This window comes from Butyrivibrio sp. MC2021 (genome assembly GCF_000621605.1).
Lineage (GTDB): Bacteria > Bacillota > Clostridia > Lachnospirales > Lachnospiraceae > Butyrivibrio.
Genome location: NZ_JHXX01000006.1, coordinates 179,868 through 195,170, shown reverse-complemented (window position 1 = coordinate 195,170; position 15,303 = coordinate 179,868). Strand labels below are relative to the sequence as shown.

Genomic DNA, 15,303 nt, shown 5'->3' with positions numbered 1-15,303 from the left:
AAGATTCCGAGTCTGCGTGGTTCATTTTGATCACAAAGTGGAGGGCATCACCCGTGGGAGCTTGCTCACTAAGGTGAATATATATGTCTCTTTTTGCATGGCTCATTTCAATGCGCAAAGTCGCTGTAGTCTTGTAAATTCCGAATCTTGCGTGGCTTACTTTATCGCGAAAAAACGCGGAAACCACAACCAATGCCGCGACAACTCGGAATCTGCTCCTCAAGATTCCGAGTCTGCGTGGTTCATTTTGATCACAAAGTGGAGGGTATCACTGCCGGTAGCCTGCTCAGCTTTTTTTCCGCAGGCAGCGCAGCACACAGCCAATAGCGCTGCGATCCCCAAAACTACTTTTTCCTCAAAATAATTCTCCTTCCGGCCTTGTCAATTCGCCCTCAGGTCTACCAAATGATTATACGGCGCAATGCCATTCCCCCAGGTATACACCAGATAATATTTCCCATCAGACACATCCGCATCAACAGTATCATCAAAGCCGTAATTCCTCTCAATATCCTCCAACTGCTGGCTTGCCTGGTGCTGCACCAGCATGTCATATTTCCCTTTTCTGTAGGCGCTGTAATGCTTATCGATCTCTTCCAGAGAAAGTTCTGAGCGGATCACCACAGCCCCGTAGAAATTCATCTTATTTCCGCTGCCATTGAGATTTCCCGCCAGATAAAAGGTCTCCACCAGTTCCGACCTGTCCGGAAGCGGTGTGTCCTTTATCCTGTCCATCTCTTTTTTCGCCCCAAGATTATTCATAAGGGGAGTTATCATAATGTTTATCAATAATAAAGCGAACAGCACAACCGCTGTTGTAATAATAATGATTACCTTTTTCATAATGACTGCCCATTCTCCTCTTTAAAGTGTTTGTAGTAATTCATTACTACTTCACCGTATCTTTCAGCAAGATCCCCGGAGCCGTTGTAGCTTCTGAACATCTTCTGAATCTCCTCGGGAGACATATTCTCGACGCTGTAGCCATTTTTCCAGGCCTTATAACTGAGGACCTTGGCCACCATATCAATATTGTAGGCAGGATCCTGGAGCTGCTCCCACATCTTGGCAATATCCTCAGGATTATCTGCACTAAGCTTGCTGTCCGGATTGAAGTGATTATATGCCTCAATGGCAGTTCCGGCAAAGATCTGGCCTAAGCCGGTGGAGGAATCCCCCTTAACGCCCAGCTCTACAGCTGCATCTGCCAGCGGATCGTCGATACCGTAAAATCTGATCTCCTGGAAAAGAACAGCCTGAATCATGGCTTTATCCATGCCGTTAGCATCTGCGATCTGAGATATAAGCGCATCATTTTTTACAATATAATCAAGAGATTCTATGCTGGAATTGAAAAGAGAAGTCTTCAGATACTGACCTATATTGGCATAGCCCACGATATCTCCCTGCAGCTTCATAAGAAGATCCAGCTTGCCGCTCTTCATCAGATCGATGAGCTCCGGGAAGTCCTCTAGCAGCTGCTTAACGATTGAAAGCTTGGGCGCTTTTAGAAGAAGCATCAGATCGATCAGGGTTTCCCAGTCCTGATTGGCGTTGGCTTTTTTAGGATTTGCTGCGGGTGCCGGGGCTGCGGGCTGAGCAGGTGTACCGCCGGTTTCGGGCGCGCTTAAAGGAATCAGCTGTGGACCGTTTCCTGCCTTCTGCTGATTTCCGGTAATCTTGCTCTCGCAGTCGATATAATAGCGCACTGCTGCCCCAAGAGTCACTCCAAGAGTTGTTATGTTTGTTGCATGTTGATTTGTCCTTACAGTTAAAGTTCCCAGAGCCGGGCCGACCTTTTCAGCAAGACTTGAATCAAGACTATCTTTTACATCACTAATCTGTGTCGCACAGCTGCGGATATCTGTTGTGCATTGCCCCAATGTTGCCACGGACTTCATCACTTCGTCCGGGTTAATATAGAATTTAGCCATTTCTGCCTCCGTATCTGTTTATGTTTCGGATTATAGCATACAAATCCTTGTAAATTCGGATTTTCTGACGAATGGCACTTGAAATGGGATGAATGGCATGTTTTTTACTTTTTTCTCCCGATCATCATTCCGATTCCGCCTGCAGCTGCGCCACCTACGATCATCAAAAAGGCCTCGATGGCGGCTTTCCCCTGCTGTTCCTCGGTGGGATTCAGCTCCAGGGAGCCGGTGTAAAGATACATGATTCCCGTAAGTATGAGTATTACTGCCGCCAGCAGCAATGCGAATTTTATAATCTTAAGAAATGTATTCATAATTACTCCTTATATTATGTAGAACCCGCAGTCCTCAGTAGTATAGGACTTAACCTGATTTCCGAACAGATCTGCCATCTCGAAAGGAACCTCCCCGGCTCTCACTTTCTGCCAGGCGGCCTTCACCTTCTCCACGTGGTCCGCAGGAATCTCCCTCACATCATGGGATGCGTAAATTGTGTCGTATTCATCCTTCATGGCGATGAGCTTATCAAGAGATGCCTCGTACTTCTCCGGATCTCTTTTGTCGCCAAACATGTAGATATGGCCCTTCTGCACAGAATCCCCGGCGATGAGTACGCGGTTCTTCACATCAAGGATGGCCACGCTTCCGGCGGTGTGTCCCGGAATGTGGATTATCTTAAGGGGCCTGTTGCCCAGGTCGATCACGTCACCGTCTGCGATCTCATGGAGGGCTGTCCCCGGATATCTGTTGCAGACATCGCACTTAACGTAGTCCTCGGGATGAATGTATATTTCGGTGAAAGAGCTTGTTGCTGAGGTGTGGTCTCCGTCTCCGTGAGTGTTTAACAGCATGATAGGCTTGTCTGTGAGGTTTTTTGCCTGCTCCAGGGCATCAGGGCAGTTCATTCCGCTGTCGATCATCACAGCCTTCTCATCCCCTGCCAGAAGGAAAAATCTCACAAAGCCGTCCTCAAAGCTCCAGGTGTTCTCGCCAATCTTAATTATTTCTGCCATAGTTTTTTGCTCCCCATTTTAATCTATTATTTTCTCATCAGTTCATTTCCGTGATCCTTGAGCCATTTGCGGCGCTCTTTGTAATCCGGAATGATCTTCTCCACCTCTGCCCAGAAACGGTCGGAATGGTTCATTTCCTTCCTGTGGCACAGCTCGTGGACCACCACATACTCCGTGATCTCGTCCGGCGCCCTCATCAGAAGGCAGTTGAAGTTGAGGTTACCCTTGCCGGAGCAGCTTCCCCAGCGGCTCTTCTGCATTCTGATGGTGATATTTCCATAGGTAACTCCCATCATTCTTGCGTATTTGTCCACCATGGGCGGGATGATGCGCTTCGCCCTGGTCACAAGAAGCCTTATATCCTGCTCTGTCAGCTCTTCCCCTTTGGTGGCCTCCTGCTGTCTCTCCTGCATCTTCCGAAGGCTCTTATCTATCCAGTCAGCCTTCTCCCCGATGAAGCGATTTATCTCCTTCTCTGAGACGCCATAGGGCGCCTTCACAACCACCCGAAGATCCCTGGTAACCTCTATAGCTATTGTTTTTCGTCTGCTTCTAATTAGTTCTATCTTCTGCATACTAGAATTATAGCAAACGCTGTCAATCACTATACTATTTCAGATGATTTATTACTTTTTTCTCTACTTGTTTTATATCTAACGGAAACGCCTCTGATTCCATTGAAAACAATAATGTATTCCCAATAGATAATCCACTCTTTTCATAAGCCCCCAACTTGGATAGCGATTTTATTGCATACTCGCCGTCAGTTACAAGACCAAAATGCTCCCAATATATTGTTTTTCTCTGTTCCACATTCAAAAGAGCAAAATCAGGAAATAACACTCCTCCTGCAGTAAGCTCATATTTCGGCTCATAAACATATGGAATTTCATGTTTATAAAACAAATCCGCTAATATCTTCTCTGATTTTGACCGCACATATTCACCCTTATTGGTTAAATATTGCCCTTTCTCCGGAAAAGTATTCTTTTCTCCTTCATGTGTACGCTTCCATTCTTCTATAAATTCTTTATCTGAAAGAACCACCGGTGTTACCATCTCTTTTCTTGCATCACAAAGACGATCGTAGACATCTGTGATCACATTCATGTCATACAATTTAATGAAATGTTCTATCTTAAGTCGCAGGCTGCGAACCTTTCATTTACGTGTAGTTCCCGTCTCATCCCTACACGCATTATTCTCATTTACTCTAATCTGCGTGTAGAACAAATCAAGATGCCACTTGGAACCACACGCAAAAAGCGCATACTTACTTAGATACGTGTAGTTTCTTAACACTGGGCCAATAATTTCTTTGGAATCAGCGTGATCAGACAAAAACGATCACAAAATGATTGTGTTGAATAAAAGAATTAAGGAAAGAATACTCCCATCCTGCTGATAAATCAAGGATTTTTGCTTTGGGTAAAAAAACAGTGCATTGGATTTAATTCCAATACACTGTCATAAGCATTTCATCATTATAATATTCTATGCAATCACTGCTGTGCCTTCTCGGGGTTCTCCAGCATCTCCTGCATGGTGTGCCAGCCAAGGACTGCGCACTTAACTCTGGCGGGCATGTGAGCCACGTCCTGAAGGGCTGCTGCCTCGTCCAGCTCCTCGAGAGATGCCTCGTCGGTAACTTCTCCCTTTATCATACCCATGAAGGTGCCTGCAAGCTTGATGGCGTCCTCTTTGGTTCTGCCGATGATCTGGTCTGCCATCATATCAACGGATGCCTGGGAAATAGCACATCCGCTGCCTTCGTACATGGCGTCCTCAATCTTGCCGTCTACTATCTTAAGTGACAAAGTAATATCATCGCCGCAGCTGGGATTAACGCCGCGAAGCACCAGGTCCGGCGCCTCCATCTTGCCCTTGTGAACCGGGTGAAGATTGTGCTCATTAACTATCTCTCTGTATAACTGCTTAAGCTCCATATCCCATGACCTCTCTTACTCCTGAAAGCTTCTCCAGGAATCTCTCTACCTCTTCCTCGGTGTTGTAAAAATACACGCTGGCTCTTGCTGTGGAGCCTGCTCCGATGAACTGCATAAGAGGCTGAGCACAGTGATGTCCCGCTCTTACGCATACATGGTCATCGTTAAGCACCGATGAGATGTCGTGGGGATGAACTCCCTCCATGGTGAATGTCACAATTCCGCAGTGCTTGGTGTAATCCTTTGATCCATATATTTTAATATAAGGCATCTTGGCCATGCCGTCCATAAGAAGCTTGGTGAGCCTGTGCTCCTGCTCCTGAATCTTGTCAAAGCCAACATTCTGAAGATACTTAATGGCTGCCGCAAGACCTACAGCGCCGCCCAGGTTCACGGTTCCTGCCTCAAACTTGTGAGGAAGCTCTGCGTAGGTGGCATCGGTTCTTGTTACATACTCGATCATCTCTCCGCCGGTCAAAAAAGGACTCATCTTCTCGAGAAGATCCTTTCTTCCGTAAAGAGCGCCGATTCCCATAGGTGCCAGCATCTTGTGTCCGGAAATAGCGTAGAAATCAACACCAAGCTCTCTTACATTGACCTGCATGTGAGGAGCGGCCTGGGCTCCGTCAGCGAGAACAACAGCGCCCTTGCTGTGGGCGTACTCTGCGATCTCTGCCACAGGATTGGTGATTCCCATTACATTTGAAACATGGCCTACTGCCACGATTTTGGTCTTATCTGTAATCTTGGAGGTGTACTCTGCTTCTGAGATAACGCCCTCTTCATCAGGCTCAAGGAAAACGAGAGTTGCTCCTTTTTTCTTGGCTACCATCTGCCAGGGAAGAAGGTTACTGTGGTGCTCCATGACGGTTACCACGATCTCGTCCCCTGCTTCAACGTTATCCATTCCGTATGAATAAGCCACTAAGTTGATGGACTCTGTAGTATTTCTTGTAAAAATGATCTCTTCTGACTTAACGCCGCCGAGGAACTGGGCCACTGTGCTTCTTGCGCTCTCGTAGGCATCGGTAGCTGCAACGCTCCAGTCATAAAGGCCTCTTAAAGGGTTGGCATTGGCTGTCTTGTAAACCTCTGAAATAGCATCCAGCACCTGTCTTGGGCGCTGGGATGTGGCTGCATTGTCAAAATAGATATAATCTCCTGAATTAAGGATATCGAAATCCTTACGAAAATCCTGGACTGTACTCATACTGTCTCCTATTGTTTATGTTTGTTCGGGTCATGAAGTCATAAGTACTTCTGCATGCGAGCATGCAGTACTTATAACTTATGACACCTATATCATAATACATTCTGTATATAGTAATTCACTCTCTCCATAAGGCCTGGCTCGGGGATGGTTCTTGCCACGCTCTTAAGCCTTGCTCTTATCATGATCCTCTTGGCTTCTTCCTCATCAATGCCTCTGCTCTGCATGTAGAAAAGAAGGTCCTCGCCCAGCTGACCGATGGTTGCTCCGTGTCTTCCGTCCACGTCCTCTTCCTGACAAAGGATAACAGGCATTGAACGGTTAACTACGTCGGGACTGAGGAGAAGTGCATCCTCCTGCTCATCTCCCGCAGAACCTGAGCTGCCGTTCTTGAAATCAATGGTTCCTCTGAAGGTCTTTTTTGCCTGATCCATCAGAACGCCCTTGAACTGCATGTTTGCCAGGGTCTTTTTGCCTCTGTGGTCTGCAACATAGTTGATATCAAGCTTCTCATCATCTCTGCAAAGATATCCCATGTTGGTGTTAAGCTCGGACTCTTTCTCAGACAGATTGATGTAGCTTCCTGTCCAGACCTTGTTTGCTCCAAGCTCGAGAGTTGTTATATTGATGGCGCCTTTGTTAAAAGCTGCGCCGCCGATGTCGTCAAAATGTGTAAAGCCCTTGCCCAGAAGCTGCGCCTTAACGAGACTTATCTTAGCGCCTTCCTCTGCAAGAAGTCTTGTGCTGACGCCAAGGAATCCCTCAGCATCAAGCTCTGAATTGTAATCCATGACTACAGTGATCTCGGAATCCTTCTTGGCGTGGATCACCTGTCCTGCCAGGACGCCCTGTCCCTTGTCCATCTTGAACTCAAGAACCACGGGCTCTGCTGCCTTAACGCCCTCTTCAACGGTGTATACGTCGACCTGGGCTCCCACAGCCTCCATGAGATTGTCCACATCAGCGCCCATTCCTGTTCTTACGGCCTGGGATGCGTCTCTTCCCGAAGTATCTCCGTTGGGCACTCCGGGAACGCCGGTGGAAACGTTGATCCTGTCACTTACTTTTCTGAAAAGTTCTCCTGCCTCGGCAAAAGATACCCTTTTTACGCTGACACCCTGTGGAAGGGCCTTGGCCTCAGGGCTTTCCAGCTTATCAATATTTAAATCAGATCCGGTAATGGCACTGTCGTTGACCTGTAAAAAATTGTAAGTCAGCACCGGCAGTACATTAACCTTTAAATTCAAGTCTTTTTTCATATCAGTACCTTACATGTTTCCACTCATCTCTAACTTGATGAGGTTATTCATCTCTACTGCGTACTCAAGAGGAAGTTCCTTGGATACAGGGTTCGCAAAGCCGCTAACGATCATGGCCTTGGCATCCTCTTCGCTGATACCGCGGCTCATGAGATAGAAGATAGCGTCGTCGCTGATTCTTCCGATCTTTGCCTCGTGTCCTACGTCCGCGTCATCTGTGCGGATGTCCATTCCGGGGATAGTGTCCGCTCTGGAAATGGAATCAAGCATAAGTGAATCGCAGGAAACGGAAGCCTTAGCCTTTTTGGCTGTGCTGTTAATGATTACACTGCTGCGGTAGGTTCCGATGCCGCCGTCCTTGGAAATAGACTTGGTGGAAATAACAGATGCAGTGCGCTTACCCTGGTGAACTACCTTGGCACCGGTATCAAGGTTCTGGCCCTTGCCGGCAAAAGTAATTCCCGTAAACTCCATCTGAGAATCGTCGCCCTTGAGGATGGTCATAGGATAAAGGTATGAAGTGTGGGAACCGAAGGAACCTGATACCCACTCCATTCTTCCGCCTTCCTCAACGATGGCTCTCTTGGTGTTAAGGTTATACATATTCTTGGACCAGTTCTCAATGGTTGAGTAACGAAGTCTCGCATTCTTGCCTACATAAAGCTCTACGCAGCCTGCGTGAAGGTTGGCCACGTTGTACTTGGGAGCTGAGCAGCCCTCTATGAAGTGAAGGTCTGCGCCCTCATCAACAATGATCAGGGTGTGCTCGAACTGACCTGCTCCTGCGGCATTAAGTCTGAAGTATGACTGAAGAGGAACCTCAACCTTTGCTCCCTTGGGAACATATACGAAGGATCCGCCTGACCAGACCGCGCCGTGAAGAGCTGCGAATTTGTGGTCTGTGGGAGGTACCAGCTTCATGAAGTGGCTCTTGATCATATCTGCGTAAGGGCCCTTCATGGCACTCTCTAGGTCTGTGTAGATAACTCCCTGAGCTGCAACTTCATCCTTCAGATTGTGGTAAACCAGCTCTGAGTCGTACTGAGCGCCTACACCTGCAAGAGACTCTCTCTCTGCCTGAGGAATTCCCAGTTTTTCAAAAGTGTTCTTGATATCCTCGGGAACCTCTTCCCAGCTGCCCTTCATGTCGGACTTGTGTCTTACATAAGAAGAGATCTTGTCCATATCAAGGCCTTCAATACTTGGGCCCCAGTCAGGAACCTGCAGCTCCTTGTAGATACCAAGGCATTTAAGCCTGAACTCTCTCATCCATTCAGGATCGTCCTTCTCCTCTGAAACCTTAAGAACGGTCTCCTCGGTGAGGCCTTCCTGCATACGGTAGAAGTCCTGCTCGTTCTCTATATCTTTAAAATCGTATAAGCTGTGGTCGATATCGGCCACCATCTGCTTGTTGTCCATATCAATCCTCGTTTATAAATCTCTCGAATCCGTGCTCGTTGATCTCGTCCACAAGGCTTCCGTCACCGGTGTGAACGATCTTGCCCTTAACCAGAACGTGTGTGTAGTCAACATGAAGTGACTCTAAGATCTTGGTTGAGTGGGTGATGATAAGAAGGGCTCCGTCCTTCTTTTTCTGATATTCCTCGATACCCTTGGAAACAGTTCTTACAGCGTCTACGTCAAGACCTGAGTCTGTCTCGTCAAGGATGGCAAATTTGGGATTAAGCATAAGAAGCTGAAGAATCTCAGCCTTTTTCTTCTCACCGCCGGAAAATCCTACGTTGAGATCTCTGTCCGCATAGGACTCATCCATGGAAAGGATCTCCATGGCTTCCTTCAGGGACTTGCGAAAAGACATAAGCTTAACAGGAGCGCCGGTCTGGGCGTGGTATGAATTCCTGATGAAGCTGGAAAGTGAGATTCCTGGAACCTCGTAGGGGTTCTGGAAAGAAAGGAACATTCCTGCCTTGGCTCTCTTGTCTGCGCCGCTGTTTGTAATGTCCTCTCCGTCAAAAAGGATGTTACCCTCGGTTACGTTGTAGTGAGGGTTACCCATGAGAGTGAATCCCAGGGTAGACTTACCTGCGCCGTTGGGTCCCATGAGTACGTGGGTCTCGCCGGGCTTGATATCCAGGTTGATGTTATGAAGTATCGGAAGCTCATTATCAATTGAAACCGATAAATCCTTAACCTGTAATAAAGACTGTTCTGACATGATAAATTTCCTTTCCCAAAAACGTATATAGATAAAACTACTGTTTCAAATCAAAGTTTTCCTACTAGCTTAGTAGGATTTATATTATCATCCCTTATAACTGTTGTCAAATAGGGATTTTTCCTACATTTGAAAAAAACACAACAGCAATCCATAGTTTATCATAAAAGTGCTTGACATACCATTGAAAGTTAAGTAATATATATTCTTGTCAGCACCACGCGGGTGTAGTTCAATGGTAGAACACCAGCCTTCCAAGCTGGATACGTGGGTTCGATTCCCATCACCCGCTTTGTGTAGAACACTTGGCGAGGTTTTCCACGAGCCTAGTGTGAACCATGGGTAAGCACTTAACGAGGTTCTTTCGAGTTTAGTGCGCATCCCACGCAGAACACTTGGCGATGTGTTTCACAAGTTTAGTGCGCATCCCACGCAGAACATCATCGGTTTTTCACAGCATCGTGAAAAGCCAATTTTTTTGCCAAAAATCTAAATGCAAATGATTTGCATTTGCATTTAGATCAGAGGCGAAGCAATCCGTGATATAACAACACCTACACCATTCATAAGGAGAAACCTATGGAACTTATTATCGACATTATAAAAGACGGCGTCATAGACTCTGTTAAGATCCTGCCTTTCCTTTTTATCACCTACCTGATAATGGAATACTTAGAGCACAAGACCGCGGATTTCACTCAGGACATCGTTCAGAAGACCGAGCACTTCGGACCTCTCTGGGGCGGACTTATCGGAATCTTTCCCCAGTGCGGCTTCTCTGCGGCGGCTTCCAACCTCTACGCAGGAAGAGTCATCACTCTGGGAACACTGATCGCCATTTACCTTTCAACTTCAGATGAGATGATCCCTCTTTTCATATCAGAGCATTTCCCTGTGGGAACCATGATCAAGATTCTCGCTGTGAAGGCCGTAATCGGCATCATCGCCGGTTTCGTTATCGACGCGGTGGTGCATTACTACCACAAGCTCAAGGGCAGAGCCCTCAACGATCCCGTGAACATTGAGGCCCTCTGTGAAAAAGAGCACTGCCACTGCGAAGAGAGCGAGGAGGAAGGACTCCTTGGCATTGTAAAATCAGCATTTGTTCACACCATGCACATTTTCCTGTTTGTACTGGCGCTTTCACTGATCCTCAACGCAGCCATTGAGCTCATCGGCTCCGACAACCTTTCAGCCATGCTCAAGACAAGCCCTGTGATCAGCCATATCCTGGCAGGAATCCTGGGACTTATCCCCAACTGCGCAGCATCAGTTATCATCTCAACCCTTTACCTTGACCAGATGATCACCTTCGGAACCATGATGAGCGGCCTTCTGGTAGGCGCCGGCATCGGTCTTCTGGTTCTGTTCAGGGTTAACGACGACAAGCGCCAGAACATCAACATCACTATTCTTTTATTTGTAATCGGAACAGTGATCGGTCTTCTTCTGGACCTTATCGGTATCAGATTCTGATATTTGTTTTTGTTTATTAGTTTTGGAGAAAAATCATGAACTGCAAGATACATCCCGAATCTCACGACGATATAATAGAAAAATTCTGGCCCGAGGGCTTTAAAAAGACGAAGCAGAGGATTGATATATTCAAGATACTTCATGCATCCGAGACACCTTTATCCGCTGCCGAGATTTATAACCAGCTTCTCAGCGATAGTGCCAAAGAGCAATACGCTTTCTCTACGATTTACAGAACCCTGCTGGCCTTTGAAAAAGCCGGCATTGTAACAAAGAGTGTCCTCTCCACCGAGGACAACGCCATTTACGAGCTTACTCTTGGCACCCACAAGCACTACGCAATATGCTTAACCTGCCACAAGAAGTTCCCTATCAGTGCCTGTCCTATGCACATAATCTCAGACGAAGTTACGAAGACACTTCCCGACTTCCAGATCACAGGCCACCAATTGGAAGTCTACGGATATTGCAGTAGCTGCAAAGTCGCACGCTGACTGGCTTTACCAGAGAGTGGGGTCAGTCATTACTACATTCAGCCTATTACAAACAGCAGATGTAATATTATATTCCTTAAATTTGTGAACAAGCCGGTCCTCATCTCTCCCTAGTACCATTGCAAGCGACCAATCTTGCTCTAATCCCAAATCATACAATCCATTCTCTGTAGTTAAACTTCTTGGCCAAGCCTTATAACTATGTGTTTCATTTTGGCATAAAATAATTCGCAATATTCTCATTTAATATAATCTCCATGTAAACATTTCATTTGATTAGAGGCGGCTTCACGAACCGCCTCTAGCCTTTTATCTCTACCAACCTTTTATTGAAAGTTCAGGGAACCTGTCAAAATATTTATAAAATATAACATTAAACTCATGTGTAAAAAAGCTTTTGTATATCCCTCCTAAGAAGGTGTAATATTAAATCTGTTAGATAATAATTTCTATAATTGAAGATAAGGATTCGCTACAATGCCATCAATCAATCAATCAATCAATCAATCAATCAAAAATCCGCCAAGTCACCACTGAAGTCAATCATTTTTTCCATATTTTTACTTATTGCCAGCATCTTTCTTGGTCTTATTTTTGAAGTATTTGCATACATGATACCAACAGACAGAATCCGTGAAAATATAGCCAGAGGAGTAGACATTTATCACTCCGAAACTAACTTTTACATGTTTTCAGATGGTTATCTGTCAACCATGAATGATAATGACTCAGATTCGGTTATTCTCTCCATTACGGCGTATTCTACAGGCAACCCACTAAAAGACGCACTTTCTTCCGAGTATCCCTCAGTAATATCAGGTGAAGAAAACGCTCCTAGAATATTAAATATATTATCATATTCACATTTCCATCCTGATCAGTACCAAATTCTCTCTTACTCGAGATACTGGCACGGATACGTCACAATACTAAAACCCTTCTTCTATTTCTTTGATTTTGCAGATGCCAGAGTATTTAATTACATCTGCCAGCTTTGCCTTTATATGTATGTTGGCTATCTGTTGATAAAAAACAATAAAAGTCAGTATTCGCTTGCATATTTTGTTCTGCTGGCAATATTTAATCCGGTCATAATCGCATTGGCTTTTCAATATTCCCCTTGCACGTATATCATGCTTATAGCTATGTGCATACTGCTAAAATACCAGACCTTCTTAGAAGAAAAGCATATGATTCCTTGGTTTTTTATGATATTAGGAATTATAACCTCATATTTTGATTTTTTAACCTTTCCCTTTGTCACCCTGGGAATCCCTACAGTCATTCTTATTCTTAACAATGATGCAACTGTGGTCAAATTTAAAAAATGTTTCTTGTGCGGCTTTTTATGGTGTTTTGGATACGTTGGCATGTGGAGTGGGAAATGGCTGTTAGGTTCACTTTTCTTAGATCAAAATCTTTTAGAAGAAGCAATTTATTATATTAAACACAGAACCGGCCATATTAATCCTGAAATAACCAGGCTTGGCGCATTAATAAATGTATGTAGTGTTCTTGCCAAATGGCCATATCTTTTGCTTTCAGTTGCCGTCTTTATATTTCTTTTTATTAAATACATTGTTCCGGTTATTAAGGCAAAAAAATTTAAGTATTTTTTGCAAAAAATACTCCCATTTATATTTGTGGGATTATACGGTATCATCTGGATACTTTTCACTTATGAACATTGTGACGAAAATCTAAAATTCTCATACAGAGAGCTGGGAATAACTGCTTTCTCATTTGTTTCCGGTATTATTTATGCAGGTAATGAAACTCTAACCCGAAATATCTAAAGAGTGGGGTCAGTGACCCCACTTTAGAAAAAAAGCCTGCAAACAACAAAACCTGATTCAATTCCTCTGATCAACACACAACATTTTCATCAAACATATAGCCGAACATATTTGATTACTTTTCTTTTACACTTTCAAGAATTCTGATGAAGTCATCGTAATAGTCGTATTTTCTGTCCTCGGGAATTAGTAATACGAACTGCAGGACTTCTTCAGGATGATCTTTTCTCTCGGCCAGATATCCATAACGATCACTGCCTTTGCCGTCCGTTCCCTCTGTAGTTGCATAGAACCATGAGCCTGTCATAATACCGTAGGAACGAATCTCACTCTCATATACTTTTCCGTATCTTTCTTCCCACTCGTTTTTAAATTTCTCCAGTCCGGCTTCTTCTGTATAAGACGGCTCCTCCGGATCACGATCACGATAGTAAAAACGTAATTCTATACCATCAGAGTCATCTTTAACACAGTATCTAAGATCAGTTTCATCGTCCATTTCAACTCTTTCAAAATATGAAGGAATTTCAAAAGTAAAATTATCGGCATTAACTGTTCTGGTGTCTGATGATCTGAATCCGTTACGGCTTGGTCTGTCTGAAGATGATTCCGCATTTGAGGATGATCCTATCAAAGCGCCTCCGAAAAAACAAAGCAATCTAAAGAGCACAACGCATGCGATTACAATTATGATTATCGCAGTATCGTTCTTTTTAGGTTTTGCACCATACATGTTCTGTGGTCCACGCTGCATATTAGGCTGGCCATACTGCATGTTTTGTGGATTGCTCTGCATATTCTGCTGTGTATTTGTCTGATTCTGCCAATTTAGCTGTATATTACTTGAACAATATCCGCAAGTGCAGCTCGTCGCATTTGCGCTGTATTCAACATCTGCCCCACAATAGGGACACTTAATTACCATTCTGTTAACCATTTTATTTCCCCAATCCATTACTTAATTTCAAAGTGCGCACACTTTTCGCAACATCATAACACCTGACCCTTGTACTTTCAATGAAATTATTGAACGTGCGTAATTAAGAGAATTTTTATCCTTTATAGCAACAATAACGATTATAATTATAGGTGCACACAATCAATATTTTTCAATTAGTGAGGGGTATTATATGAGTAAAAAATCCGGATTTATCAAAAAACTTTGTGGAATTATTCTTTCTGTTTTTGTTCTTTCATCATTTGTTGGAAATATAGAAGCTTTCGCTTATAGTGAAATTCCAGATTATCTTGACTTCGGCGACAGCGTTGTTTCCATCAACGCCGGAGAATCAAAGGAAGTGTGGCTCTACGCCCACTATGATTACACCTATTATCTTGGACCACATTCCAGCACCGGAACATATTGCGAGTGCAAGTTCAAGAGTGGAACCGAGTATATCAAGCTTCACATCGGAGCTGATGAGACTGAAAAAAACGTATTCTTCTACTTCTACATCGATGATCCCAAGGTTCCATCCAAGGATGTTCACGACAACATCGAGGTTTATGTTCAGAATATCACCGCTGCTCCGGAAACATTAGCAGTGCCCATCGCAGGCGGAACCGGCACTCTTAAGAAGCAGGGAAATATCGCAATGCTCTACAATGCACAGGGCATCGCAATGGCTTCCTTCTCCCTCACCAAAGGAGCAGGAAACATGGCTTCACTTTCCATCAAGGGTGTAGCAAACAACGGCTCTAACTATTTCAACGTAACTTCCGGCAGTGACTCCTCCCCGGTAATCTCCGAATCCGATAAAGCAGTCATGCTCGCCAACGGCTACGCCGGTGTCTGCGTAAACGGCAAATTCAAAAATTGGCCATAATTTAGCGGAACATATTTCCCCTGTCAGATCTACCTCTGCCAGGGGATTTTATTATTTCATAGCACAGGGCCGGGAGGATTTGGGAGGCGCAGCGGGAATGCTCGCGGACAAAGATCCGGGCTCAGGTTGAGGATGCCCCCGGATTTGGCGTGCCCTGCGGAAATATAAATTGT

General features: G+C 44.8%; 16 protein-coding genes and 1 tRNA gene. 5 read left to right on the top strand and 12 right to left on the bottom strand.

Annotated features, from left to right (window positions below; all coding sequences use genetic code 11):
• Positions 1–381: 381 nt before the first annotated feature.
• From T359_RS0112520 to sufC, 11 genes are all read right to left on the bottom strand, one after another.
• The gene (locus T359_RS0112520; protein ID WP_026517785.1) at positions 382–843 is read right to left on the bottom strand and encodes a hypothetical protein; all 462 of its coding nucleotides are present in this window, start codon (positions 841–843) and stop codon (positions 382–384) included.
• Positions 840–1,934, bottom strand: coding sequence for a hypothetical protein (locus tag T359_RS0112515; RefSeq protein ID WP_026517784.1), 1,095 nt, complete (start codon positions 1,932–1,934; stop codon positions 840–842). Before T359_RS0112515 ends, T359_RS0112520 begins: the two co-directional genes overlap by 4 nt.
• 104 nt (positions 1,935–2,038) lie before the next feature.
• Entirely contained in the window at positions 2,039–2,248 is a 210-nt protein-coding gene (locus T359_RS0112510; protein WP_026517783.1) for a hypothetical protein, read from the bottom strand.
• 9 nt (positions 2,249–2,257) lie between these two features.
• Positions 2,258–2,947: an MBL fold metallo-hydrolase gene (locus T359_RS20280; protein ID WP_051545359.1), complete on the bottom strand. Its 690-nt coding sequence runs from the start codon at positions 2,945–2,947 to the stop codon at positions 2,258–2,260.
• Between the two features lie 26 nt (positions 2,948–2,973).
• Positions 2,974–3,522 (bottom strand): M48 family metallopeptidase, encoded by a 549-nt coding sequence (locus T359_RS0112500; protein ID WP_026517782.1) that lies wholly within the window; start codon positions 3,520–3,522, stop codon positions 2,974–2,976.
• A 34-nt stretch (positions 3,523–3,556) separates the two neighbouring features.
• Positions 3,557–4,006, bottom strand: a complete 450-nt coding sequence (locus T359_RS0112495) for a hypothetical protein (RefSeq protein ID WP_026517781.1) — start codon at positions 4,004–4,006, stop codon at positions 3,557–3,559.
• Positions 4,007–4,449: 443 nt separating this feature from the next.
• Positions 4,450–4,893 carry a Fe-S cluster assembly sulfur transfer protein SufU gene (sufU, locus tag T359_RS0112490; protein ID WP_026517780.1) on the bottom strand — a complete coding sequence of 148 codons (444 nt, stop codon included), beginning with the start codon at positions 4,891–4,893 and terminating at the stop codon, positions 4,450–4,452.
• Positions 4,883–6,103 carry an aminotransferase class V-fold PLP-dependent enzyme gene (locus T359_RS0112485; RefSeq protein ID WP_026517779.1) on the bottom strand — a complete coding sequence of 407 codons (1,221 nt, stop codon included), beginning with the start codon at positions 6,101–6,103 and terminating at the stop codon, positions 4,883–4,885. Before T359_RS0112485 ends, sufU begins: the two co-directional genes overlap by 11 nt.
• Before the next feature lie 92 nt (positions 6,104–6,195).
• Entirely contained in the window at positions 6,196–7,362 is a 1,167-nt protein-coding gene (locus T359_RS0112480; RefSeq protein WP_026517778.1) for a SufB/SufD family protein, read from the bottom strand.
• 9 nt (positions 7,363–7,371) lie between these two features.
• Entirely contained in the window at positions 7,372–8,781 is a 1,410-nt protein-coding gene (gene sufB / locus T359_RS0112475; protein WP_026517777.1) for a Fe-S cluster assembly protein SufB, read from the bottom strand.
• A gap of 1 nt (position 8,782) precedes the next feature.
• Positions 8,783–9,538 (bottom strand): Fe-S cluster assembly ATPase SufC, encoded by a 756-nt coding sequence (gene sufC / locus T359_RS0112470; protein WP_026517776.1) that lies wholly within the window; start codon positions 9,536–9,538, stop codon positions 8,783–8,785.
• Between the two features lie 221 nt (positions 9,539–9,759).
• On the opposite strand from sufC, the gene T359_RS0112465 reads away from it, so the two are divergent.
• The 4 genes from T359_RS0112465 (at position 9,760) to T359_RS0112440 (ending at position 13,304) form a co-directional block, all read left to right on the top strand.
• Positions 9,760–9,830, top strand: a tRNA-Gly gene (locus T359_RS0112465).
• 287 nt (positions 9,831–10,117) lie between these two features.
• Positions 10,118–11,014 carry a putative manganese transporter gene (locus tag T359_RS0112460; RefSeq protein WP_035784396.1) on the top strand — a complete coding sequence of 299 codons (897 nt, stop codon included), beginning with the start codon at positions 10,118–10,120 and terminating at the stop codon, positions 11,012–11,014.
• Between the two features lie 35 nt (positions 11,015–11,049).
• On the top strand, positions 11,050–11,508 hold the full coding sequence (locus T359_RS0112455) for a Fur family transcriptional regulator (protein ID WP_051545357.1): 459 nt from the start codon (positions 11,050–11,052) through the stop codon (positions 11,506–11,508).
• A gap of 611 nt (positions 11,509–12,119) precedes the next feature.
• Positions 12,120–13,304 carry a hypothetical protein gene (locus T359_RS0112440; protein ID WP_155840116.1) on the top strand — a complete coding sequence of 395 codons (1,185 nt, stop codon included), beginning with the start codon at positions 12,120–12,122 and terminating at the stop codon, positions 13,302–13,304.
• A 115-nt stretch (positions 13,305–13,419) separates the two neighbouring features.
• Here T359_RS0112440 and T359_RS0112435 read toward each other — a convergent pair whose 3' ends face one another.
• On the bottom strand, positions 13,420–13,938 hold the full coding sequence (locus tag T359_RS0112435; RefSeq protein ID WP_026517771.1) for a hypothetical protein: 519 nt from the start codon (positions 13,936–13,938) through the stop codon (positions 13,420–13,422).
• Positions 13,939–14,434: 496 nt separating this feature from the next.
• Between T359_RS0112435 and T359_RS0112430 the strand changes: the two genes are divergently transcribed.
• A complete protein-coding gene (locus T359_RS0112430) occupies positions 14,435–15,130 on the top strand; it encodes a hypothetical protein (RefSeq protein WP_026517770.1) in 696 nt (231 codons plus the stop codon).
• The last annotated feature ends 173 nt before the right edge of the window (positions 15,131–15,303 follow it).